At 62.7% G+C, this 24,423-nt stretch carries 16 protein-coding genes and 1 riboswitch; of the genes, 10 read left to right on the top strand and 6 right to left on the bottom strand.

Going from position 1 to position 24,423, the window contains the following annotated elements:
• Positions 1 to 46 precede the first annotated feature (46 nt).
• Complete coding sequence (locus P3C29_RS08420) at positions 47 to 2,140, top strand: EAL domain-containing protein (RefSeq protein WP_275964286.1); 2,094 nt, start codon at positions 47 to 49, stop codon at positions 2,138 to 2,140.
• On the opposite strand, the gene P3C29_RS08425 is transcribed toward P3C29_RS08420, so the two are convergent.
• Positions 2,118 to 2,984 (bottom strand): LysR family transcriptional regulator, encoded by an 867-nt coding sequence (locus P3C29_RS08425; RefSeq protein ID WP_275964287.1) that lies wholly within the window; start codon positions 2,982 to 2,984, stop codon positions 2,118 to 2,120. The two genes, P3C29_RS08420 and P3C29_RS08425, sit on opposite strands and share 23 nt — an antisense overlap.
• A 92-nt stretch (positions 2,985 to 3,076) precedes the next feature.
• Here P3C29_RS08425 and P3C29_RS08430 point away from each other — a divergent pair, with 92 nt between their 5' ends.
• Positions 3,077 to 3,631 (top strand): DUF4865 family protein, encoded by a 555-nt coding sequence (locus P3C29_RS08430; RefSeq protein WP_275964366.1) that lies wholly within the window; start codon positions 3,077 to 3,079, stop codon positions 3,629 to 3,631.
• A 40-nt stretch (positions 3,632 to 3,671) separates the two neighbouring features.
• Here P3C29_RS08430 and P3C29_RS08435 read toward each other — a convergent pair whose 3' ends face one another.
• The gene (locus P3C29_RS08435; RefSeq protein ID WP_032882004.1) at positions 3,672 to 4,400 is read right to left on the bottom strand and encodes a CbtA family protein; all 729 of its coding nucleotides are present in this window, start codon (positions 4,398 to 4,400) and stop codon (positions 3,672 to 3,674) included.
• Between the two features lie 15 nt (positions 4,401 to 4,415).
• Positions 4,416 to 4,628 (bottom strand): CbtB domain-containing protein, encoded by a 213-nt coding sequence (locus P3C29_RS08440; protein ID WP_275964288.1) that lies wholly within the window; start codon positions 4,626 to 4,628, stop codon positions 4,416 to 4,418.
• A 31-nt stretch (positions 4,629 to 4,659) separates the two neighbouring features.
• Positions 4,660 to 4,790: riboswitch (cobalamin riboswitch) on the bottom strand.
• A gap of 36 nt (positions 4,791 to 4,826) precedes the next feature.
• On the opposite strand from P3C29_RS08440, the gene P3C29_RS08445 reads away from it, so the two are divergent.
• Genes P3C29_RS08445 through P3C29_RS08455 form a run of 3 tightly spaced genes read left to right on the top strand, consistent with a single transcriptional unit; the run spans position 4,827 to position 6,936 of the window.
• Entirely contained in the window at positions 4,827 to 5,390 is a 564-nt protein-coding gene (locus P3C29_RS08445) for a histidine phosphatase family protein (protein ID WP_275964289.1), read from the top strand.
• A gap of 58 nt (positions 5,391 to 5,448) precedes the next feature.
• Positions 5,449 to 6,204 (top strand): precorrin-6A synthase (deacetylating), encoded by a 756-nt coding sequence (gene cobF, locus P3C29_RS08450; RefSeq protein ID WP_275964290.1) that lies wholly within the window; start codon positions 5,449 to 5,451, stop codon positions 6,202 to 6,204.
• Between the two features lie 12 nt (positions 6,205 to 6,216).
• Positions 6,217 to 6,936: a dienelactone hydrolase family protein gene (locus tag P3C29_RS08455; protein WP_010173271.1), complete on the top strand. Its 720-nt coding sequence runs from the start codon at positions 6,217 to 6,219 to the stop codon at positions 6,934 to 6,936.
• A gap of 10 nt (positions 6,937 to 6,946) precedes the next feature.
• On the opposite strand, the gene P3C29_RS08460 is transcribed toward P3C29_RS08455, so the two are convergent.
• Positions 6,947 to 7,525, bottom strand: a complete 579-nt coding sequence (locus P3C29_RS08460; RefSeq protein WP_177044568.1) for a hypothetical protein — start codon at positions 7,523 to 7,525, stop codon at positions 6,947 to 6,949.
• A gap of 72 nt (positions 7,526 to 7,597) precedes the next feature.
• Entirely contained in the window at positions 7,598 to 9,406 is a 1,809-nt protein-coding gene (locus P3C29_RS08465) for a monovalent cation:proton antiporter-2 (CPA2) family protein (RefSeq protein WP_275964291.1), read from the bottom strand.
• 404 nt (positions 9,407 to 9,810) lie between these two features.
• Here P3C29_RS08465 and P3C29_RS08470 point away from each other — a divergent pair, with 404 nt between their 5' ends.
• From P3C29_RS08470 to P3C29_RS08485, 4 genes are all read left to right on the top strand, one after another.
• Entirely contained in the window at positions 9,811 to 20,373 is a 10,563-nt protein-coding gene (locus P3C29_RS08470) for an autotransporter-associated beta strand repeat-containing protein (protein ID WP_275964292.1), read from the top strand.
• Between the two features lie 224 nt (positions 20,374 to 20,597).
• Positions 20,598 to 20,963 (top strand): type II toxin-antitoxin system RelE/ParE family toxin, encoded by a 366-nt coding sequence (locus tag P3C29_RS08475; protein ID WP_081480111.1) that lies wholly within the window; start codon positions 20,598 to 20,600, stop codon positions 20,961 to 20,963.
• The gene (locus P3C29_RS08480; protein ID WP_010173261.1) at positions 20,956 to 21,261 is read left to right on the top strand and encodes an XRE family transcriptional regulator; all 306 of its coding nucleotides are present in this window, start codon (positions 20,956 to 20,958) and stop codon (positions 21,259 to 21,261) included. The genes P3C29_RS08475 and P3C29_RS08480 overlap by 8 nt, the downstream gene beginning before the upstream one ends.
• Before the next feature lie 116 nt (positions 21,262 to 21,377).
• The gene (locus P3C29_RS08485; protein ID WP_029616015.1) at positions 21,378 to 22,274 is read left to right on the top strand and encodes a LysR family transcriptional regulator; all 897 of its coding nucleotides are present in this window, start codon (positions 21,378 to 21,380) and stop codon (positions 22,272 to 22,274) included.
• On the opposite strand, the gene P3C29_RS08490 is transcribed toward P3C29_RS08485, so the two are convergent.
• The gene (locus tag P3C29_RS08490) at positions 22,264 to 22,665 is read right to left on the bottom strand and encodes a RidA family protein (protein ID WP_275964293.1); all 402 of its coding nucleotides are present in this window, start codon (positions 22,663 to 22,665) and stop codon (positions 22,264 to 22,266) included. The genes P3C29_RS08485 and P3C29_RS08490 overlap by 11 nt on opposite strands.
• A gap of 181 nt (positions 22,666 to 22,846) precedes the next feature.
• Between P3C29_RS08490 and P3C29_RS08495 the strand changes: the two genes are divergently transcribed.
• Positions 22,847 to 24,400 (top strand): DUF726 domain-containing protein, encoded by a 1,554-nt coding sequence (locus P3C29_RS08495; protein ID WP_169388068.1) that lies wholly within the window; start codon positions 22,847 to 22,849, stop codon positions 24,398 to 24,400.
• Positions 24,401 to 24,423: the final 23 nt, after the last annotated feature.

The raw sequence follows: 24,423 nt of genomic DNA on the forward strand, positions 1-24,423 counted from the left end.
CAGGTGTTATTTTTCGAACCTGGCACCGGCGACCGAGGGACAGGTGATGGCGCAAACGCTGTTCAAGCTTTTCTTCACCCAGCGGCTGGCAGCCCTGGCCAGCACCGAGTCGTTGCGGGCCATACGCGAGGGGCTGTTGTGGATCCTGCCATGCCTGCTGGTATCGGCGGGTTTCCTGATCCTGTCCGAATGCGCCCGGGTGCTGGGTTTCGACCCGCAGGTGGTGGCTTTCCTGGCGGGCCTTCACAACAAGATCAGTTCGGTGATCCCGTTGCTGGTGGCCGCTTCCATCGGTTACATGCTCGCGATTCAATACCGCCTGCCGCAGTTGCCGGTAGCGTTCCTCTGCCTGGCCCATGTAGTGATCGCCACGTTTGTGTTGCGGGATTTCCCCCGCGCCTCCGCGACCTTTGTGTTGTTTATCGCGATTGCCTCGCCGCTGCTCAATGTGCCGGTTATCGCCTGGCTGCACCGGCGGCGCTGGACCCGGTTGGTCAACGAAGACCTGGTGGGGCACAACCTCAAGGGCACCATCAATATGGTGGTGCCGGGGGCGATTACGGCGCTCGGGCTGGTGATCGTGCTGTCGTTGCTGTTGCAGATTCCCCAGGTGGCGCAACTTCAGGGCCCGCAGGTGCTTGACGCACTGCAGTCGCCCTATGGCACCGGCTTGTTTGTGACCCTGATGAATTCGCTGCTGTGGTTTTTTGGCATCCATGGTGTCTACGCCATGCAGCCGTTGTTTGATGTGTTGGACCAGGCCGTGGCGCTCAACAATGCGGCGATGGCGGCGGGCGAACCGATCAAATATGTGTTGAACGGCGGCTTGCTGGGCAGCTTCGCGTTTATCGGTGGCTCCGGCGGTGCGTTGAGCCTGCTGCTGGCGATCCTGGTGTTTTCCAGGAGCCAGTCCATGCGATTGGTGGCGATAGCCAGCCTGCCGCTGTCCTTGTTCAATGTCAGTGAAGTGCTGTTGTTTGGCCTGCCGATTATCCTCAACCCACGCCTGTTCATTCCCTTCCTGCTGGTGCCGGCGTTCAACGCGATGCTGGCGATCACGGTGGTGCAACTGGGCTGGGTGTCGCCGGCGGTGGTCAGTGTGCCGTTTACTGCGCCGGTGTTGCTCAACGCTTACCTGAGTACCCATGGCGACCTGGCGGCGGTCGTGCTGCAGGTGCTGTTGCTGGGGGTTGGCACGCTGATTTACGCGCCCTATGTGCGGGCGATTCATCGTCAGGCCACGGAAGGTGGCACGGTGTATTTGAAGTCGCTGGACATGACCTTTCGCGGCCTGGAAGAAAAAGGCCGCTTGCTGGAACTGGACCCCGTGATGGCCTCCCATAAGGCCCAGGCGCGCCAGATTAGCGAGTTGAGCCATATCCAGCAGATCTGCGACTATGAGTTTTACCTCGAATTCCAGCCGCAGGTTTCGACCCGGACCGGGCTCTGCACCGGTTGCGAAGCGTTGATGCGTGCCCGGGACGCCGAAGGTACGGTGCATTCGCCCTGGGAATTCCTGCAATGGCTGGCCCACGCCAGGCTGATGCCCGACGTGGATGTGTGGGTGGCGTCCCAGGCTGTGCGCCAGTACCAGAAGTGGCAGAAGGTCGGCTTCGGGTTGCCGATGACGATCAATATTTCCAGCGCCACCCTCACCACCCCGGCGTACGGTGACCGGCTGGTGGAGATACTGGCCCAGGCCCACGGGCAGGTGTCGGTGGAAATCACCGAGGATGCGTTGGTGGGGGATATCCAGGGCACGCGGCAGATGATCGAGAAGCTGCAGGCGATTGGCGCCAAGGTTTACATCGATGACTTCGGCACCGGGTTTTCGGCGTTGAGTTATCTGCACCAGTTTCCGGTGGATTTCATCAAGATCGACCGCAGTTTTGTGGTGGCCCAGCATGATCCAAAGGGCGCCCAGGTGTTGACCGGGATGTTGCGGTTTTGTGAGGCGCTGAACCTCGGGGTGGTGGTCGAAGGTGTGGAAACGGCCGAGCAGTTGGCGTTTTTGCAGTCGGGCTCGGAGTTGATCATCCAGGGCTGGTATTTCAGCAAGGCGCTGCCGGGAGATGAACTGGAGCAGTTCGTGCGCGGGCGGTACACCCAGATGCAGTCTAGCGCTCCAGAACCCCTCTGAAGGTTGCACTCAAGGCCCGCAATGTCTCGCGGGAGCGGCCATCACTGATCCGGCTGTGCAGCACGATTTCGCTGACGGGCAATGCCGGTAATCCATATTGTTCACTCACATCCACAGCGCCCGCCGGTGCCACCCGCCGGGCCAGCGCCGCCACGCCCAGGCCGGCGCTGACTGCTGCCCCCACGGCCATGACGCCACCGCCGACAAACACTTCGGTCCAGTCAATACGCGCCTCATCCAGTGCGCGTACTGCCAGGTGCCGCACGCCGCAGGGCGAGGCCATGGTTGCCATGCGCAACGGTGTGCCGGGTGTGTGCTGCCAGGTGGGTGCGGCAAACCAGCCAAAACGTTCCATCACCAACACTTCAGCGTCCTGGCGATCGCCTTCGTTGCGCACGATCACCGCGTCCAGTTCGTTGCGGTCAAACGCCGCGACCAGGTCCCGGGAGGAGGCAATCCGCACCTCCAGGATGACCAGCGGGTCGTACGCGGCCAGGCGGCTGAGCCACAGCGGCAGGTCCGGCCCGGCCACATGGTCGCTGATGCCGATCACCAGCCGTCGCGGTGCACCGTTGCCCATGTCGCCCAAGGCGCGCTCATGCGCATTGAGCAGCGCACGGGCGGCCACGATGAACTGCTCGCCCTGGGGCGACAGCCGCACGTGCCGGGGCGTACGCACCAACAGGCGGTAACCGAGGCGGTCTTCCAGGCGCTTGAGCTTGAGGCTGATGGCTGCCTGTGAGGTGTCCAGGGCCTGGGCCGCCCGGGTGAAACTGGCGAAATCGGCCACCAGTACAAAGGCGTGCACCGTGTCGATATCCAGGGGCTTGAGTGCGTCGGTCATTTCAAATCCTTATCACACTTATATCCGGTGATATCTTGATGAAATCATGGCCGTTGCGCAAGCTGGCCGCTCATCTGAACAGGAGCGCCATGATGTTTGCCAAACAGTATTCACACCGCTTGCCAGCCGATTACGAGATGGGTGTCATCCGTGAGCGGGCCGCGCGCCTGGGGCCGTTGTGGGATCACGCCGAGGGTTTGCTGTTCAAGGCGTTTATCGCCCAGACCCGGGGGCAGGCGCCGGGCGTGGGCAACCTGTATTCGTCGGTCTATCTCTGGTCGGACCCGTTGCAGGCCGCGGACTTTATGCTCGGCGAGCGTTTTCAGAAAGTCCTCGACAGTTTTGGCCAGCCACACATTGAGTCCTGGCTGCCGCTGGATGTGCAGCGTGGGCCGGCGCACAACGCCTTGAGCCTGTATCGGGAGGAATGGGCGCTGGCGCCGGGGGCGGACCGTGGGCAAGTCCTGGCCGCCGAAAAGGCGCGCAATCAGCAGATCGCAGACAGCGGCGATAACTTCGCGGTGTTCCTCGCGCTCGATGTACAGGCGTGGAAACTGGTGCGGATCACCTTGTCTGGCAAGGCGCTGGATGTGAGCCATCCGGGCAGTGGCTACGAGGTGTTTTACCTAGCGCGGCCAGGGGTGTGATTGCCGGTAGCCGCCGATCCGTCGGCGGCTACCGGTGCCATCAGGAGTTGAGACGCGCCTGAGGCTGGCTCAACTTGCGCTCGGCCACGGCGCCGAACACCAGGCCCAGGGTGGTCCACAGCACCAGTTGAATCCCCAGGGAGGCCACGCGGAACTTCCACAGCAACACCGCCGAGAACTGCTCAGGCACTTCATTGATGGTCGGGAACACACTGCCGGCCACCGACACGATCACGACGTACAGCGCCACACCCAGAATGGCGCCGGCCCACACGCCACGGCTGGCAATCAGCTTGCGTGCGGCGTTGATCGCAATCACGGCGGCCGCCACCGACACCAGCAGCATCAGGAAGAACAGTTTGGTACGTTGCGCGATGGTCGCCGGGTCGCCCACCGACGGCGGGTTGGCCGGGTACTTCAGCCCCGGCACCACGATGATCGTCACAAACGCCGCCAACGCCAGCAGCGCCGCCAGGCCACGGGGGCCGACCCGGCCAATGCGGCCCAGGGAGTAGGCGAACACCAGGGCGAAAATGCCGCCCAGGGAGACGCTGTACACCACCACACCGGTGAACAGGCCGAAGGTGCTTTGTACGTCGCGACTCACCAGCTCTTCTTCCGGCGCGTCGCCGTGCATCTGTGCCATCTGATCTTCGAAGGCGATGGCCTTGTCGATCTGCGGTTCACCAAAGGTCTTGGCGAAACCAAACGCCAGGATCCCGGCCAGCAAGCCCACCAGCATCCCGCGAACGAGTAAATGCCCTGTCATGTCGTCACGCTCCAATCAATGGCAGGGGAAACCCAGCAGGTGACGACCGTCATGCACAAACTCATGCACGTACATGCCCTTGAACACGGCGGTTGCGCCTTGCTCGGCGCCAACGAAGTAAATCGCCAGCAACAGCAGCAGGCCGCCGAAGATCGCCCAGGGCAGGATTTCGCCCAGGGGAATGGACGGGATGGAAACGTTGGAATCAGTTGCAGCGGTATAAGCCATGAAAACCTCCAGGGATGACGCGTCCCGAAATGGATAGCGAGTTGGCTGAAACAGGGTCTGGCTTACGGCTATCAGGCCGAATACAGTGGCGCGACCGCGCCGGCATTGAACCGGCTTCCTGTTGCAGAATTTTTGAAACATATTGAAACAACCTCGCAAGTCTACGCTGACTGCACCTTAAAACCAGAGCGATTTGTCATGCAGGCTACCCGTTTGACCCTTATTTCCCACGCCAGAACCCGCGCCCAGAAACAGGCACGCTTTGCGCTGGATGAGTCGGTGGAGATGGACTGGCAGCAGGCGCCGTTGTCCCTCGCGCAGCGCTTCAAGCGTGCGCCCCAGGTGCTGTGTGGCCCGGAGGCACGAACCCGGCAGACGGCAACGTTGTTTGCCGCCGATGCGTCGGTTGAAGCAGCCCTGCGCGATTGCGATTTCGGCCGCTGGCAAGGGCTCGCCATCGATGAAGTCCAGCAGGCCGAACCGCAAGCGCTGCAGGCCTGGTTGACCGACAGCACCTCGGCGCCCCATGGCGGCGAATCGGTGGTGCAGCTGTGTGAGCGGGTAGGGCAGTGGTTGCAGTCCCTTGAGCAAACGCCGGGGCATGTGCTGGCCGTGACCCATCCGTTTGTCATCCGCGCAGCGCTGTTGCACGTGATGCAATGCCCGCCGTCGCAGTTCAACCTGATCGACGTCGAGCCGCTGTCATCCACCGAGTTGCGTTTCAACGGCCGTTGGCGCCTGCGCCTGGAAACTCACGCCTGACGCCCCGAACATGGCAAAATCCGCTCCCCGCACCGAGAACACCCATGAAGACTTTCCCATGAAACGCATCCTGATCATCGGCATTGGCGCCGGCAACCCCGACTACATCACGATGCAGGCGGTCAAGGCGCTCAACCGCACCGACGTGTTTTTCCTGATGGACAAGGGCCAGAGCAAGGACAAGCTGATCGACCTGCGCCGGGAAATCTGCGAGACCTACATCACCGATCAGGCCTACCGCTTTGTCGAGGCCGATTGCCCCGAGCGGGTGCGCGGTGACATCGACTACACCACCGCCGTCAAGGACCTGAACCGCGACAAGCAGCAGACCTTCGAGCGGATGATCAATGAAGAAATGGCCGACGGCGAAGTCGGCGCCTTCCTGGCCTGGGGCGACCCGGCGCTGTACGACAGCACCATCCGTATCCTGCAGGCGATTCTGGCCAGTGGCAGTTGTGTGTTCGAGTTTGAGGTGATCCCCGGGATTACCAGCGTCCAGGCCCTGGCAGCGCAGCACAAAGTGCCGTTGAACCGCATCGGCCGCTCCATCGAAATCACCACCGGGCGCCGGTTGGCGGCGGGGCAGGCGAGTGATGCCGACACCCTGGTTGTCATGCTGGATGCCGAAGATTCCTACCGCACCGTGGCCGACCAGGACCTGGATATCTACTGGGGCGCCTACCTGGGCACACCGGACGAAATCCTGATCAGCGGCAAAGTGGCCGAGGTGGCCGAAGAAATCGAACGGGTGCGCAAGGCGGCGCGCCAGGCCAATGGCTGGATCATGGATACTTATTTGTTGCGCAAACCCTGAAGGTTGATGCCCATGCTCAAACTGATCGCCCTCACCTTGGCGCTGTTTACCAGCGCTGCCCATGCCGAAGCTGAATTGCACACGGACTTGCCGCTGCCGTATCTGGAGCAGACCCAAAGCGATGCGCGCAACGAGCCACTGGTGATCTTCCTGCACGGTTATGGCAGTGACGAGGCGGACTTGTTCGGGCTCAAGGACCGCTTGCCGTCGACCTGGACCTACCTGTCTGCGCGGGCACCGATGCCGGTAGAGGGCGGTGGTTATCGCTGGTTTCGCAAGAAGCCGGGCGACGGCGATTTTGATGGCGAGACCGCCGATTTGCAGAGCAGCGCGAAGCTGATCGAAGACTTCGTCGCCCGGGCCACCACCAAGTATCACACCCAACCTGAGCGGGTGTTTCTGGTGGGCTTCAGCCAGGGGGCGATCATGTCCTACGAGGTGGGGCTACGGCATCCCGAAACCCTGCGCGGGATTGCGGCGTTAAGTGGCAGCGTGCTGCCGGTGCTCAAGGCTGAGCTAAAGCCGGACGAGCGTCTGGGCAAGCTGGCGATTTTCATCGGCCACGGGACGCTGGACCAGGCGCTGCCTTACTACTCGGCCACGCGGGCCAATGAGGCGTTGCGGGGGATTGGCCTCACGCCGGAATTCCACGGCTACCCGGGAATGATTCATACCGTCGGTGAGGCGGAATTGCTGGACTTGAAGCAGTGGCTGGAAAACAGCCTGCGCTGAGTCCCGCGATTCATTTACCGCCGATAATCTGCTTCACCAACAGCGCATGGCCTTTCTCGTCATCCGCCCGGGAAATGGCCTGCACCACCAACTGGTGGCTGCCGGAGCCCGTGAGGAATGTGGAGCTCAGGGTCTTGCCGCCGCCCATGGTCGCGGTGCTGTCAACCTGGCGCAGGGCCAGGCCCTTGACGGTGAGTTTCTTCTCGGCGCCTTTCTTGAAGTCTGGCAGGGCAGCGCTTTGCTCCTTGACGAAATCCGCCACGGCACCGTCGAGGAACTGCGGGTCATTGTCCTTGATCAGGCCGGCAGCGCTCGGCTTTTCGACGACAAAGATCACGCTTTTAGTGGCCTGGTCGCTGTACATCGTACCGGTGGCGCCTGCGGTGCCGTGCTCGGCATCACCGGCCGGCAGTGGGTCGGCCAGGTAGGACTTGGGCAGGTTGAAGCTGAACTTGCCGTCCAGGGTGGAGATGGTCTGGGTAGCGGTTTTCTGCGCGGCCGGCTTGCTGGCGGCGAGGACTTGGCTGGCGCCGAAGCCGGCGGCCAGCGCGAGGGCCAAGAGGGCTGCGGTCTTGCTGAGGGTGGCCATGAAGCTCTCCAGGGATGAACGAAATTGCGCCGTATTCTGTCAGAATTTTCGCAAGATCGTTCATCTCCGTCCTTACACCTTGTCGGACTCCTCCTCGAGTCGGTCCATCTCAAACAACCGCGCCAATTCCGTCCGGGCTTCCTGGGCCGACTGCATCACCTTGGCCGCGTCGTCATACACCGCGTGTTGCGCTGCCAGCAGCTGCAGGTCATGGTTTTTGAAGCGGCTGATGCGCGCGTCGGCCTGGGCTTGGGTCAAGCCAAGGCCCACCAGGGTGCGGCGGCTCATTTCCAGGCTGGAGTAAAACGTCTCGCGCACCGGTGACGCGTCGAGGTCCACCAGGCGGTGCACGTGCTGGCGGTTACGGGCGCGGGCGATGATCTTCATGTGCGGGTAGAGGTTGCGCACCAGCTCGGCGGTCTTGATGTTGATTTCGGGGTCGTCCATGGCGATGACGAAAAACTCGGCCTGGTCGACCTTCGCCGCGTGGAGGATTTCCGGGCGCTGGGGGTCGCCATAGAACACCGGCATGCCGCCGAAACTGCGGGTCAGCTCGATGGTTTCCACCGAGGTGTCGAGGGCGATAAACGAGATGTTTTGTGCCCGCAGGATCCGCGCCACGATCTGCCCCATACGGCCCATCCCGGCGATCACCACCCTTGGCGAATCGCTTTCGATGGCGCGGTATTCCTCGGGCACTTCCACAGGCTTGACCTTGGGCTTGAACAGCTTCGGGCAGAGCAACAGCAGCAGTGGCGTAACGGCCATGGACAGGGTGATGGTCAGCACCAGGATGTCGTAGAGGTGCGGCTCGAACAGGCCCTGGTCGCGGCCGATCTTGAACACCACGAAGGCGAACTCACCGCCGGCCGCCAGCACCACGCCCAGGCGCAATGCGCTTTCACGGTTCAGGTCACCGGCCAGGCGCCCCACGCAAAACAGCAGCGGCAGCTTGATGGCGATCAGCAGCAGGGTCAGCCCCAGCACGATCACCGGCGCGCTGAACAGCAGGCTGATATTGGCGCCCATGCCCACGCTGATAAAAAACAGGCCCAGCAGCAGGCCCTTGAACGGTTCGATTTGCGACTCCAGCTCATGCCGGTATTCGGAGTCTGCCAGCAGCAGCCCGGCAAGGAACGCGCCGAGGGCCATGGAGACGCCCACCAGTTCCATCAGCCAGGCCGTGCCGATCACTACCAGCAACGCGGTGGCGGTGGACACTTCCCGCAGGCCGGTCTTGGCCACGATGCGAAAGACCGGACGCAACAGATAACGCCCGCCGATGATCACCACCGCGATGCTGGCCAGCACCTGCAGGCCGTGCTCCAGCCCCTGGGAGGCGGTGGTGGGGTGATCGCTGCCCGCGAGCAACGGCACCATGGCGATCAGCGGGATGGCCGCGATGTCCTGGAACAACAGAATGGCAAAGGCCAGGCGCCCGTGGGGCTGGTTGAGTTCCTTGCGCTCGGCCAGGCTTTGCAGGCCAAACGCGGTGGAGGAAAGCGCCAGGCCAAGGCCCAGCACAATCGCACTGTTCCAGGATTGGCCAAACACAAACAGCGCCACCACGCCGATCACTGTACCCGTCAGCAACACTTGCGCCAGGCCCACGCCGAACACCGCCTTGCGCATCACCCACAAGCGTTTCGGTGACAACTCCAGGCCAATGATGAACAGCAGCAACACCACCCCAAGCTCGGAAAACTGGCTGACGCTTTGCGGGTTGCCCACCAGGCCCAGCACTGACGGGCCGATGATCACCCCGGCCAGCAAGTAACCCAGCACGGCGCCCAGTTGCAGGCGCTTGGCCAGGGGCACGGTCAGTACGGCGGCAAGCAGGAACACAACCGCCGCTTGTAACAGGTTGCCTTCATGGGGCATTGGGGACTCCAGGATCTTTTTGCTGAATCTACAGGTTTTACCGTAGGAGCAAGCTTGCTCGCGATGGTCGTTAACGATGACGCTGATGGGCGTGACTACACGCGATGCCTTAGCGTTTTTCGCGGGCAAGCTCGCGCCTACAGGGGTAACACAGGGCGCTATTACAGCGCTTTTTTACGTTTTGAAATCTGAATTTTTGCAGGGGCCAACGCTGTCGCCTCAGCGTTCATTGGAGGACGCCCGGTTCTTACGAGGTACTCGCGAAAGTATTAATACCATTTATTTCAATGACTTTTATGTACCCGGCTAACGTTTTGACAAACAGGATCAGTTGTCACCACGGTCAGGTATTTCGAAGTCGATGCGTGTTTGGATCTGTATTAGGGGCTTCTGCGCATTCATGGATGAAAGGCTTTGACCACAAGGAGTTTCACGTGGAAAGAAGACTTGCTACTGCCGCCATACCTCGTATTTCTCCTCTGAACCTTGCTATTCGCCTCGGTATTGCCGGCCTGGTTCTTGGCCTGGCGAGCCCGGAGGCGATGGCTGCTTGTACGCCGGCAAGTCCTGCGGCTGGCGCCACGGTCACCTGCACCGGCGTGCCTTCGCTGCCGTTGTTCTTGAACACCTTTTCCAGTGCGGTGAATGACCTGACCGTCAATGTGGGCTCGGCTGCCCAACTGAACGCGACGCTGGCTGGCCAGGCCCTGAATCTGACGGGCAACAACGTTACCTTGAACAACGCGGGTCTAATCGACCCGGCGTTGCTCGGGCTTGTCACACTCTTGAGTGGCGGTGTCGTGGTGGGTAACGCGGGGGCGAGTGTGGTGAACGTCACCAACGCCGCCACCGGGATCATCCGAGGGACCGCAGACCTGTTGGGGGTCAATCTCGCCAGTCTCAATGGTATGGCACTTAACATCCAAAACGGCGTTGGTGGCAGCACCAACATCGTGAACAATGGCACCATCGGTTCGACCGCATTGCTCAACGTGACGTTGTTCGCCGCGGACGCGCCGGTGGTGGCGATTCGCGGGGGCTCACAAGTCAACGTGATCAACGCGGGCACGATCAACGGGCGGGTAGCCTTTGAAAGTTCCACCACGGGTAATACCTTCGTCAACTCCGGTACGATTTCCGGCGGCGTCTCCATGGGGGCCGGCAGCACCAACACCTTCACCGCCATCACCGGTTCGACGATCTCCAGCGGCGGCGGTATAGGGCTTTCGCTGGGTGGCCTGATTGGCGTCAACCTGACCTTCGCCCCGACCGGCCAGATTGATGGCGGCGCAGGCGGCGTCAACTCGCTGATCCTGCAAAACTCCATTGGCATCGGCGGCGGCACCAGTGGTGCGGGCACGGTGTCCAGCGCCAACTACGTCAACTTCAACAACCTGACGCTCAACAGCGGTACCTGGACCCTGCAAGGGCCGCTCGTCAGCGGCAGCACAACCCTCAATGGCGGCATTGCGTCGTACAACAACGCTCAGTCATTCGGCACGGGTGTGCTGACCTCCAACGGCGGGACGATTCAGGCCAGTAACGCCGGGTTGACCCTCAATAATCTGATCACCCTTGGCAGTGGTGGCCTGGCCCTACAGGGGGCCAACGACACGACGCTGGGAGGCGTGATCTCCGGGACCGGCGGGTTGACCAAGTCCGGCACCGGGCAGTTGAGCCTAAGTGGTGCCAATACGTTTGCCGGCAATACCACGCTCAATGACGGTTCGGTTCAGGTCCTCAATAATCAAGCCTTCAGCACCGGCTCTGTGACGTTCGCGGGTGCGGCGACTTTGAGTGCACCGGGCACTGTCAGCCTGGACAATCTCATCACCGTCAACGGTGGAATGACGGTGACCGGATCCGGGGCCTTGACCCTGGCAGGCGTGATCAATGGGGCAGGTGGTATCAGCAAGAGTGGCAGCGGTAGCCTGACCCTCAATGGCAGCAACACTGCCTATACAGGCGCCACTAGCCTGAACACCGGCACGTTGATAGCCGGCAATAACAATGCCTTGGGTACCGGCGTACTGAACGTCAATGGCGGCGCCAACCTTGACACCAGCGCCAATGTCACCCTGAACAACGCCATGGTCCTCAATGCCAACCTGACCACGGTCGGTAGCAACGCGCTGACCCTTGCGGGCGCCATTTCGGGGGTGGGCGGCATCCTCAAGAATGGCGCCTCGACCCTGACGGTGACCGGCAACAACTCTCAGAGCGGGAATACCGCGCTCAACGCCGGCACGCTGCTGGTGGGCAATAACAATGCGCTGGGCACCGGGGCCCTGACTACCGCTGCCGGCGTTACCCTCGATGCGACCACGGCGGTGACGCTGGCCAACGCTGTGGCGCTGACTGCCGATTTGACCATTGGCGGGACCCAGGCACTGGGCCTGACGGGTGTGATCAGCGGTGCTGCCGGCCTGATCAAGAACGGTGCGGCCGCACTGAGCCTCGGTGGCGCCAATACCTACACTGGCAACACCTCGCTCAACGCCGGTTCGCTGATTGTGGGGTCCAACACCGCACTGGGCGTGGGCGGAACCTTGAACACCGCCGCCGGCACCACGCTGGACGCAAGCACTGCCGTTACCCTGGCCAATGCGGCCAACATCACCGGCAACCTGAACATCGGTGGGACCGCTGACCTGACCCTTGGCGGCCTGGTCGGGGGCAGCGGCGGCCTGACCAAGAACGGCACCGCCAAGTTGATCCTCAACGGCGCCAATACCTTCCTCAGCGGCGTCACACTCAACGCGGGTACGCTCACCGCTGGCAATAACGCCGCCCTGGGCGTCGGTAACCTGACCGTCAGCGGCGCCGCGACCCTCGACAGCAGCGCCAATGTGACCCTGGGCAATGACGTTGCGCTGAACGCCGACCTGAGTGTGGCGGGCAGCAACGCCCTGACCCTGGGTGGTGTGCTGGCCGGCACCGGTCAGTTGATCAAGAACGGCGCGGCCAACCTGACCCTCAACGGCGTGAACACCTACAGCGGCGGCAGCACCCTTAACGCCGGTTCCCTGACGCTGGGCAATGGCGCGGCGCTGGGCACCGGAGCATTGACCGTGGGCGGCGCCAGCAGCCTCAACGGCACCGGTGCGCTGGTGTTGAGCAATGCGATCAACCTGAACGCCAACCTGAGCGCCGGCGGGGCCAACCCCTTGACCCTCGGCGGGGTGATCGCCGGCACCGGCGGCCTGATCAAGACCGGCCCTTCGAGCCTGACCCTCAATGGCAACAACACCTATACCGGCACCACGGCGCTCAATGCCGGGACCTTGATTGTCGGTTCCAATACCGCGCTGGGCACGGGCGCGCTGAACGCGGCCAACGGCAGCACTCTGGATGCCAACGCTGCCATCACCCTGGCCAATGCCCTCAACCTCGGCGGCACCCTGACCGTCGGCGGCAGCAATGCGTTGACCCTCGGCGGCAGCGTCAGCGGTATCGGTGGCTTGATCAAGAACGGCGCGGCTGACCTGACGCTCAATGGCACCAATAACTACCTGGGCAATACAACGCTCAACACCGGCAAGATTATCGTCGGTGCCAATAACGCCTTGGGCAACGGTACATTGAGCACGGCGGTCAACACCGCCCTGGACGCCAGTACCTCCGTCAGCCTGAGCAATCAAATAAGCATGACCGGCCCGCTGACTATCGGCGGTAGCGCGAATCTGACCTTGGGCGGCGCAATCAGCGGCAACGGCAACCTGGTGAAAAACGGAGCGGCGAACCTGATCCTCAACGGTGCCAACACGTTTATCGACGGCACCGTCTTGAACGCGGGCACGCTGACCGTCGGCAGCAACACTGCCCTCGGCACCGGCGGCCTGGCGGTCAACGGCGCGGCGACGCTGGACAGCAATGCCCCGGTGGCGCTGGCCAACAGCATCGTCCTCAACGCCGACCTCACCGTCGGCGGCACTCAAGACCTGACGCTGGGCGGCCTTACTGGCGGCAGCGGCCAGTTGATCAAGAACGGTACGGCCAACCTGACCCTTAATGGCATCAATACCTACAGCGGCGGCAGCACCCTCAACGCCGGTACCCTGACGCTGGGCAATGGCGCAGCGCTGGGCAGCGGCAGCCTGACGGTAGGGGGCACCTCGACGCTGGACAACAGCGCGGCGATGATCGTGAACAACGGGATCGTGCTCAATGCCGGCTTGAGCGTGGCCGGCAACAACAACCTGGTGCTCGGCGGCGTCATCAGCGGCGCCGGGGCGCTGAATAAAAATGGCCTGGCCGACCTGACGCTCAGCGGCCCCAACACCTTTACCGGCGCCTTGAATATCCTGTCCGGCAGTGTCACCACCGCCAGTGCGGGCGCGCTGGGCAATACCTCGGGCGCGAATGTCAGCGCCGGTGCGTCGCTGATCATGGGCAGTGATGCCAGCCTCGCGACTCTTGCCGGCAGCGGTGATGTGCTGGTCAGCGGGAGCAACACGCTGTCGGTAGGTGGCCTCAATTCCACCAGCACCTTCGACGGCGGCCTGAGCGGCAGCGGTGGCCTGGCCAAGGTCGGCACCGGTACCCTCAACCTCACCGGCATCAATGGCCTCACCGGTGACACCAACGTGAATGCCGGCACCCTGAACCTCAGCGGCTCGCTGGGCAGTGCCAACGTCAACGTCAATACCGGCGCGACCTTCACCGGTACCGGTTCGGTGCTCGGCACGCTGAACGTCAACAACGGCGGCCACCTGGCCCTGAGCAGCGGCAATACGCTGTCGGCCGGCTCGCTGGTGATGGCCGGCAACGGCAACCTGGACGTGGCGCTCGGCGCACCCTCCACCAGCTCACTGCTCAATGTCGGCGGCAACCTGACCCTCGACGGCAACCTGAACGTCACCGATGCCGGCGGGTTTGGTGTCGGGGTGTATCGCCTGATCAACTACACCGGCTCACTGACCGATCTTGGCCTGAATGTGACGGGTGTGCCGGTGGGCTTCGGCCTTGGCGACCTGGTGGTGCAGACCTCGGTGGGCAATCAGGTCAACGTGCTGGTGTCGGCACCGAACGCCAACATTCGCTTCTGGGACGGCAGCCAGACCATCGCCAACGGCGTGGTGGACGGCGGCACGGGCACCTGGACGGCGGTCGGTACCAACTGGACGTCGGTCGACGGCCTGGTCAACCAGCCGTGGGCCGCCGACTTCGGCGTGTTCCAGGGGGCGGCGGGCACCGTCACGGTGGCGGGCACGCAAGCGTTCACCGGCCTGCAGTTTGTCACTGATGGCTACAACCTGGTGACGGGGGCGGCGGGGCAGTTGACGGCGGTGAACGGCACCGGCGGCAACACTGCGATTCGCGTCGACCCGGGTTCCACCGCCACCCTCGGCGTGGGCATTAACGGCAGTGGCACCCTGGCTAAACTCGACAGCGGCATCCTGGTACTCAACGGCGCCAACACCTTCACCGGAGGCACCGAGCTGCAAGGCGGTACCTTGGTGGCGGGCAGCAACACCGCCCTTGGCACCGGCCAACTGAGCGCATCGTCCGGCACCACGCTGGACAGCAACGCCGCCGTCACCCTGACTAACGGGGTTAGCCTGCTCGGCAACCTGACGGTGGGTGGCAGCAATGCGCTGACCCTCAACGGTGTGATCGGCGGCACAGGGGGCCTGATCAAGAACGGTGCGGCCAACCTGACCCTCGGCGGCAACAATACCTTCCTCGGCCCGGTTGCCCTGAATGCCGGCGGGCTGATCCTGGCGTCCAATTCGGCGCTCGGCAGTGGCGCGCTCAACGCCGCGAACGGCACTACGCTGGATGCGGCCACGGCGGTGAGCGTCAACAACGGGATCAACCTGGCTGGCAATCTCGGGATTGGCGGCACTGCTGACCTGACCCTCGGTGGCGCCCTCAACGGCGCAGGCAGCCTGACCAAAAACGGCGCGGCCAATCTGGTCCTCAATGGCACCAATGGCTTCCTCGGCGGGATTGCCTTGAACAGCGGGACTGTGACGGCGGGGAGCGCCACGGCGTTGGGCCTGGGCAACCTGACGGTGGCCGGCGCCTCGAACCTGGACAGCAACACCGCGGTGAGCCTGGGCAATAATGTCGTCCTGAATGCCAACCTGGCGGTCACCGGCAGCAATGACCTGACCCTCGCGGGCGTCGTCAGTGGCGCAGGGGGCTTGGCCAAGAACGGCAGCGCCAACCTGACGCTCAATGGCGTCAACACCTACACCGGCGGCACCACGCTGAACGCCGGCACCCTGACCCTCGGCACTGCCACGGCACTGGGCTCCGGTGCACTGACGGTGGCGGGGCCTTCGACACTCGACAACAGTTCGGCGCTGGTGCTGGCCAACAACGTCACGGTCAACGACAACTTGAGTGTGGCCGGAAACAACAACCTGACTTTTACCGGCGCACTGGAGGGCGCGGGCACCCTGACTAAAAATGGCGCGTCCGACCTGACGCTCGGTGGCAACAACAGCTTCAGCGGCAACTTCAACGTACTGGGCGGTAGCCTGACCACCGCCAGTGCCACGGCGCTCGGCAATAACGCCGGCTTGAACCTCGGTGCCGGTAGCCAACTCAACCTCGGCGCTTCCAACAGCCTCGGTAGCCTCACCGGCAGTGGCACGGCACTGATCGGCGCCGGGAACACCCTCAGCCTGGGCGGTGGCAACCTGAGCAGCACCTTCGCCGGTGTACTCGACGGTGCCGGGCAACTGAGCAAACTCGGCAGCGGCACCTTGACCCTCAGCGGTATCAATACCCTGGCCGGCGACACCAGCATCAACGGCGGTACCCTGAACGTCAGCGGCTCCCTGGCCAGCGGCAACGTCGCGGTCAACAGCGGTGCGACGCTGACGGGCACTGGCAGCCTGGGAGGCGCCGTCACGGTGGCTGATGGCGGTCACCTCGCAGGCGCGACCGGCAGCACCTTGTCGGTGGGCTCGCTGGTGCTGTCGGGTAATTCCAACCTGGATGTCGGGCTGGGCACACCGGTCGTCGGCGGTGGCAACGCGCTGATCAATGTCGGCGGCAACCTGACCCTCGACGGCAACCTCAATGTCAGCGATATCGGCGGCTTTGGCAGCGGCGTGTATCGCATCATCAACTACACCGGCGGCTTGACCGATAACGGCCTGGTGGTCGGCAGCGTGCCTGGCAGCGTGACGCCGGGGGATCTGCAAGTGCAAACGGCGCTTGCCAATCAAGTCAACCTGCTGGTGACGGCGCCGAACACCACCGTGCAGTTCTGGGATGGCAGCCAACTGGTGGGCGACGGCAGCATCAACGGCGGCAGCGGCACCTGGGGCACCGGCACCACCAACTGGACCAGCGTGGATGGCACCGTCAACCAGGCGTGGGGCAACAGTTTCGCGGTGTTCCAGGGCACGGCGGGCACCGTCACGGTCAACGGTACGCAAAGCATCACCGGCCTGCAGTTCGCCACCGACGGCTACAGCCTGGTGAACGGCACGGCAGGCGCGTTGAACCTGGTCAATGGCGGCACGGGGAACGCGGCAATTCGCGTCGACCCCAACAACACCGCCACGATTGGCGTGGCCATCAACGGCGCCGGTACGCTGGGCAAATACGACACCGGCACCCTGGTCCTCACTGGCACCAATGGCTACACCGGCGGCACTGCCCTCAACGGCGGCAAGCTGGTGGTGGGCAACGACAGTGCGCTGGGTACCGGCGTATTGACCACGGCCAACGGCACGGCGCTGGACAGCAATACCGGCGTCAACCTGGCCAATGCGGTGGTACTGAACGGGGCCTTGAATGTCGCAGGTTCCAACGCCTTGACCCTGGGCGGCGTGGTCAGTGGCAGCGGCAGCCTGGTCAAGAGCGGCGCAGCCAGCCTGACCCTCAATGGCAACAATACCTACAGCGGCGGGACGCAGCTGGCGGCAGGTACGCTGGTGCTCGGCAATAACAATGCCCTGGGCAGCGGCGCACTGGGCGTTACCGGCAATGGGACGCTCGACAGCACGGCGGCGTTGCAACTCAACAACGCGATCAACTTAGGTGCGCAACTGGCCCTCGCGGGGACTCAAGACACCGTCCTCGGTGGTGTTATCAGTGGCACCGGCAGCCTGTTGAAAAACGGCACTGGCGCACTGCTGCTGACCGGCGCGAACACCTACAGCGGCGGCACCACCTTGAATGGTGGCACCACCACGGGTGACTCCAGCAGCTTGCAGGGCGCGATTGCCAACAATGCGACCCTGACCTTCGAACAGGCGGCCGATGGCACCTACACCGGCAACCTCACCGGCGCCGGGGTGCTGAACAAAAACGGTACGGGCGACCTGCTGCTCAGTGGCAACAACACCTTTACCGGCGATACCAACGTCAATGCCGGCGGCCTGCTGGTCAACGGCACCCTGAACAGTGCCACTGTGCTGGTTGGCAGTGGCGCGTCCCTGGGTGGTTCAGGCCAACTGTCGGGCACGGTCACCCTGGCAAGCGGCTCGACCCTGACCGCAGGCACCGGCGGTACGCCGTTGTCGGTCGGCGGCCTCAACCTGTCCTCGGGCACTCACCTGGACTTCAGCCTCGGCGCACCGGGGGCTGCTACCTCGGTGGTGAATGTCGCGGGCAACCTGACCCTGGACGGCACACTCAACATTACCGACGCCGGTGGTTTCGGTACCGGGGTTTACCAGCTGTTCCGCTACGGCGGCAGCCTGACCGACAACGGCCTGGCGTACGGCACGTTGCCGTCGGGCATCCTGCCGAGCGCACTGACCTTGCAAACGGCACTGGCCAATCAGGTCAACCTGTTGGTGCAAACCACGCCGGGGCAAATCCAGTTCTGGAACGGCGGCACCACCAATCCTGACGGCACCATCACTGGCGGCAGTGGCACGTGGGGCCCAGGCACCAACTGGACCGATCCGAACGGCACCCAGGGCCAGGTGTCGACCAACCAGTTCGCCGTGTTTGGCGGCCAGGGCGGAACCGTGACAGTGGCGGGCAACCAGAGCTTTACCGGCGTGCAGTTCCTCGACCCGGGCTACTCGCTGGTGGCCGGTGCAGGCGGCAGCCTGAGCCCGACCAATGCACCAGACGGCAGCCTGGCCACAGCGCGGGTGAATGCCGGCGTGACCACCCAGATTGATGCGCCACTGGTGGGCGCGGGCGGTATCAACAAACTGGATGCGGGCACCCTGGTGCTGACGGGCGCCAACACCTACACCGGCGGCACCACTGTCAGTGGCGGGACCCTGGCCGGTAACACCACCAGCCTGCGGGGCAATATCCTCAACAACGCGCGGTTGCTGTTCACACAACTGAGCAGTGGCCAATTCAACGGTGTGCTGAGCGGCACCGGTGCGCTGGTCAAGCAGGGCTCGGGTACGCTGCTGCTCACCGGCAACCAGTCGTTCAGCGGAACGGTGGCGGTGGACCAGGGCGTGTTGCAAGTCGGCAACGCAGCCAATCCCAACGCCATCCTGGGCGGGCAGGTCACCGTGGCCAACGGTGCCGGGCTGACAGGTAATGGCAGTGTCGGCTCGCTGGTCAACCACGGTGCGGTGACGCCCGACAGCGGCAAACTGAGTGTTGCCGGCAACTTCACCAACGCCGCCGATGGCGCGCTGAACCTGGTCATCACCCCGTCGGCCGCCGGTGCCCTGGCGGTGGGCGGCACGGCAAACCTGGCGGGCACGCTGAACGTGGTTAACCTGGCACCTTATGCCGGGCCCACCACCTACACCTTGTTGACGGCGGGTGGCGGGGTCACGGGTACGTTTGCCAGCACCAACCTTGAGAACCTGGCGTTCCTCAATACCGCCCTCAGCTACAGCCCGAATGAGGTCGCCCTGGCGGTCAGCCGCAATAACGTCAGCTACGCCAGCGTGGCAGCCACCGGCAATCAGCGGGCGGTCGCGGCGGCACTGGGCAGTGGGGCAGCCGTGGGCGGTGCAGCGGTGCAAAACGCGCTGCTTAACGGCAGTACAGCCAGTGCCCGCGCCGCGTTCGATAACCTCTCGGGGGAAATCCACGCCAGCACCGCCAGTGCTTTGCTCGAAGACTCGCGTTACATCCGTGATGCAGTCAATGAGCGCCTGCGCCAACCCGGTTGCTACCGCCAGGACGATCCACGCAGCAGCCTGGCACCGAGCGAAAACCAGTTGAGCAGCGCCGGTTGCCAAGGCGAAATGGTCGGCTGGGCACGTGTCCTGGGCACCTGGGGCCATATGGGCGGCGACAGCAACACCGCCAACCTGGACCGCAACCTCAGTGGCTTCCTGCTGGGCACCGACAAGCAACTCGACGACGCCTGGCGCGCCGGCGTTGCTGCCGGCTACACCCGCAGCGACCTTGACGCCAAGCACCGCAACTCCAGCGCCGATGTCGACAGCTATCACCTGATGGCCTACACCGCGTACCAGCAGGAAGCGTTCGCCGCACGCATGGGCGTTGCCTACAGCTGGCATGACATCGACAGCAAGCGCGACGTGGCAGTGGGCGGTGTGGGTCAACGCCTGAAGGCCGACTACAAGGCCCGCAGTGCGCAAGTGTTTGGTGAAGTCGGCTACACCCTTCAAACCGCCAGCGTTGTCCTGGAACCGTTCGCAGGCCTGGCCTACGTCAACTACGACAGCGACACCATCAAAGAGAAGGGTGGTTCGGCGGCGCTGCGCGGTGATGCCGATCAAGACATTACCTTCTCCACGTTGGGCCTGCGTGTCGGCCAGACCCTCACCCTGGGCAACGGCTCGAAGATCACCCCGCGGGGCAGCATCGGCTGGCGTCATGCCTTCGGCGATACCAAGCCGGATGCCGACCTGAGCTTTATCAACGGCGGTGGAACTTCATTCAGCACCCAAGGCGTACCGATTGCCAAGGACAGCGCCGTACTGGAAGCAGGCATCGACTATCAGATCAGCCCCAACGGCAAGCTAGGCCTGGGCTACTCCGGACAAGTCTCGCGCAACGACAAGGACCACGCGATGACCATCAGTTTCTCCCTCGGCTTCTGATCAAGGCCGGGTCCCTTCAACCGCCCGAGAGGGCGGTTTTTTTTGATCTTTCCTGCGCTCTGCGCAGGAATGCAGCCTGGGATGCTCTGCGTCCCGCTCCGCTCCGCCAATAATCATGCGGGAATAATCTACAAACACTTTCCCGGGAAGAACGGGAGGTTGTGTGCCTCCCAAGCCTCTACAGTTATGTCCTTGAGTTTATATTCCATGGATGGCATATTTGCATGAGTTGGGACGTTGAATACACGGACGAGTTTGGAGACTGGTGGGGCGGTCTGGATGCAAGGGAGCAATCCTCAGTATCGGCCAGTGTGGATTTGCTGGGCCTCTTGGGGCCAGGCCTTGGGTTTCCTCACTGCAGTGATATCAAGGGTTCGCGGCATGGCAGCCTGCGAGAGCTGCGGGTACAGCACGCGGGGCGACCTTATCGTGTTCTGTATGCATTTGATCCACGCCGGTGTGCCTTATTGTTGATAGGCGGGAACAAAACCGGACGAGGCCGTTGGTATGACGAATACGTCCCGCTGGCTGAGAAGTTGTATGACGAACATTTGGAAACACTGCGTATAGAGGGCCGTAACCATGGCTAAAAAATTTAGCGAGCTCCAGGCTCGCATGACACCGCAAGCCCGGGCCGATGCGGAGCAAATCCTCCAGCAGCATCTGAAAGAAATGCCTCTGCATGAACTGCGCAAGGCGCAACAGATGAGCCAGGACACCTTGGCCAAGGCGCTGAATATCAACCAGGCGGCGGTGTCCAAAATGGAGCGGCGCACAGACATGTATATCAGCACGCTGCGTAATTACATTCGCGCCATGGGAGGGGAACTGGAGATCGTCGCCACGTTTCCTGATGGCCAGGTAAAGATTGAGAACTTTGCCAACTGAGTCATTCTTTCCATCAAAGCCCGGCCATGCGCCGGGCTTTTTGTTATTTGATTGGTTGTCGCTATTGTGCAGTTTTATGCACAATAATTGGAATTCTCTATCCGTCGGACATCACCGTGAACCAACTCCTTGCCATGCGCGCCTTCGTCCGTGTCGTCGAAACCGGCTCCTTCAGCCGCGCATCCGACCAACTGGCGCTGCCACGCTCTACTGTCAGCAAGCTCATCACCGACCTGGAGAAGCACCTTGGCGTCAAGCTGATGCATCGCACCACCCGTGCGCTGGCGGCTACACCGGAAGGGTTGGAGTACTACAACCACGCGCTATGCCTGGTGGCTGAACTGGACGAACTGGATAACGCCCTGCGCGGGCAGAAGCTCAAACCCGGTGGGCACCTGAAGGTGGATGCCCCCGCGTCCTTCGGCAATTGCCTGCTGATCCCGGCGCTGGTGGATTTTCATCGTGAGTATCCCGATATCACCATTGCCCTGGGCATCAGCGACCGTGCCGTGAATATCGTAGGGGAGGGGGTGGATTGTGTGCTGCGGGTTGGCAAGCTGGATGACATGGCGATGATCGGGCGCAAAGTCGTGGACCTTGAGTACGTCACCTGCGCCGCGCCGGGTTACCTGGAGCGCATGGGCACGCCCGTGTCGCCGGAAGACCTCGAACACAACCACCTCAAGGCCGGCTATTTCTTTGCCGGGTCGGGCAAGCCGGAGCCGTTGATTTTCGAGAAAGGCGCGGTCCGTCATGAAATAGGCAACTGTGCGTTTTCGACCAACGAAGGTAATGGCCTCAAGGAAATGCTGCTCGCCGGCCTGGGCGTCGGGCAGCATTTCAAGACCATCGTCGACTACTACGTGGAGGCCGGCCAGTTAGTCCCGGTACTGGCGGACTGGACTCGGCCGGCCACGCCGTTGCACATCATCTACCCACCCAACCGCCATCAAAATGCACGGTTGAAGGTGTTTATCGACTGGGTGATCGAGCGGTTTGGCGTCAGGCAATAATTGCCGTCACGCGGATCTCAATGCGCATCGCCGGCAATCCCAGGGCCTCCACCCCCAGTTCGGTCCAGATCGGCGTGTGGTTGGGCATGTAATGGCGGTACCACTTGACCATCTGCTCGTTCACTTCGGGAGGAAAACCGCCCACGTGGTAGGAGTTGACGTGGATCACGTGCTCCCAGCCGGCGCCGGCTTGTGCCAGGGTGCGTTCCAGGTTCTGAAAGGCCAGGGCGATTTCGTCGGTAAGGGATTCGGGAATCCGGAACTCGTCGTCCCAGCCGCCCTGGCCTGAGGTCTCAACGCGGTTTCCGATTTTGACGGCCTGGGCGTAATGCAGGGTGTCGCGTGCGATGTCGCCATAGCCGGGAGTGATGAAAAATTCGGGCTTGCTCATGGTGTTCCTCGGTTTCAGTGGTTGACCGAGCAAAGGCTAATGGACTGAAAGACCGAACAAAATCCGTGTTTTCTGTCATCACTGTGCATGGCTGTGGACAGTCCGGGTATCAGTTTTTCACATTCCCGGGCCTCACCCTTTGTTACTATCGCCCTCCGTCGTCACCAGGAGTCACCGCCACATGCAACACCAGTGGGATGAAATGCACCGCACCCGCAAGCCTACGTTTGTGTTGTGTGGCGAACCCCAAGGGGATGTGCTCAATCTCTATGTCCATGGTTATTCGGCGTTCTTCAACCAGCAGCAACTGGGCAATTTCTCGCAGCAACTGGCAACCATCGAAGGCTCGACCAACCTGATGCTGTTCTGGCCGGCGGGGCATTTCCTGGAAAACCTTTTTGCGCCGTTCAAGGATGTGATCACCTCAATGCTCGGCGGCGGTAGCCTGGGCGCGGCGACCATCGGGGTGGGCAAGGCGATTGCCTATTTCCTTGACCACTACAAAAGCGTCGAGGCGCGGGTGGATGAGGTCGCCAAAAGCCTGTTGCCCGAACTGGCCAACTACCTGCACGGCGAGTCGATCAAGGTGCGCCAGATCAACCTGATCGGTCACTCCCTGGGCGCGCGGATTCTGGTCAAGAGCGTGCTCGCAAGCCCCGAAGTGGCCCGTGAGCTGCCGCTGAACAACCTGTTGCTGATGGGCGGCGCCATTTGTACGTCCAGCCCGTGGGACCTGGTGTCGGCGCCGCTCAAGGGCCGGGTGATCAACTGCCACTCCAGCAAGGATTGGGCCCTGGCGCTCAAGCCCGACACCGAGCGCTGCATTGGTCGTTATGCCATCCCCCTGACACCCGCGCTCAAGGCCAAGGTTGCCAATGTGCACCTGGCCACGTTCGACCATGCCGCTTACTGGCCGCAATTGAAGACGGTGGTGCAGTACACCGACTTGCTGCAGGAGCGCCGGGGCATGATCCGCGCCGATCAGCGCAGCAGCGAAGTTCGGTTTGCCGAAGAGGATGTCGACCTGTTCCCGCTGTTGGTTCAGGCACGCCCGGAAGAGTTGAAGTTCTTCGCCGAATTGATGGCGCAGAAGCGCAGCGCCTCGATCGACGCCACGGTGCGCGAGCCGTTGAAACTGGCCATCGAATTGCAACGCATGGGTGGCGACACCTTTATGAACCTGGCACGCGGCCATGGCGTGAGCTACCGCGAGATTGCCCAGGATGTGGCGCAGCGGGTGGGCATCAAGTTCGATGAGCCGATTGAGCAAGTCGCACTCGCGGATCTGGAACTGCAAGTCGCCGAGCGGCTGATCGAGCAATACAAGGACAAACTCAGCCAGGCCGACCGCCAAGTGTTCGAGGCAGAGTTGAAGGCTGCGGCACAGAAGGAACAGGGTTTTTTCAATCGTTTCGATGTCGGGCGTTCAGCCACTACTGCCCTGAGCGGCACGGCGCTGGCCGGGCTCACCGGGTTTATCCTGCGCCGGGGCGCGGCCACGGCGATTCCGGTGGTAGGGCAGGCGTTGGCGGCGGCGATGCTGCTGGTGACCGGGGTGCGGGCATTTTCCGGCCCTGCGTATTCCATCACCACCCTGGCGGTGCTGGTGATCGGGGTGATTCGCGAGCGCATGGAGCGCGAGGCGCTGAACCAGGAGCTGGATCTGGTGGTCCAGGTGGTAGAGGCATTTGATCTGCCTCGGGAGACGGTGATGCGTACCGTGACGTCTGACTGATAAGCTGCGTAAACGTCTTGTGT

The sequence above is a fragment of the Pseudomonas sp. 1912-s genome (genome assembly GCF_029269205.1).
In the GTDB taxonomy this organism is placed as follows: Bacteria; Pseudomonadota; Gammaproteobacteria; order Pseudomonadales; family Pseudomonadaceae; genus Aquipseudomonas.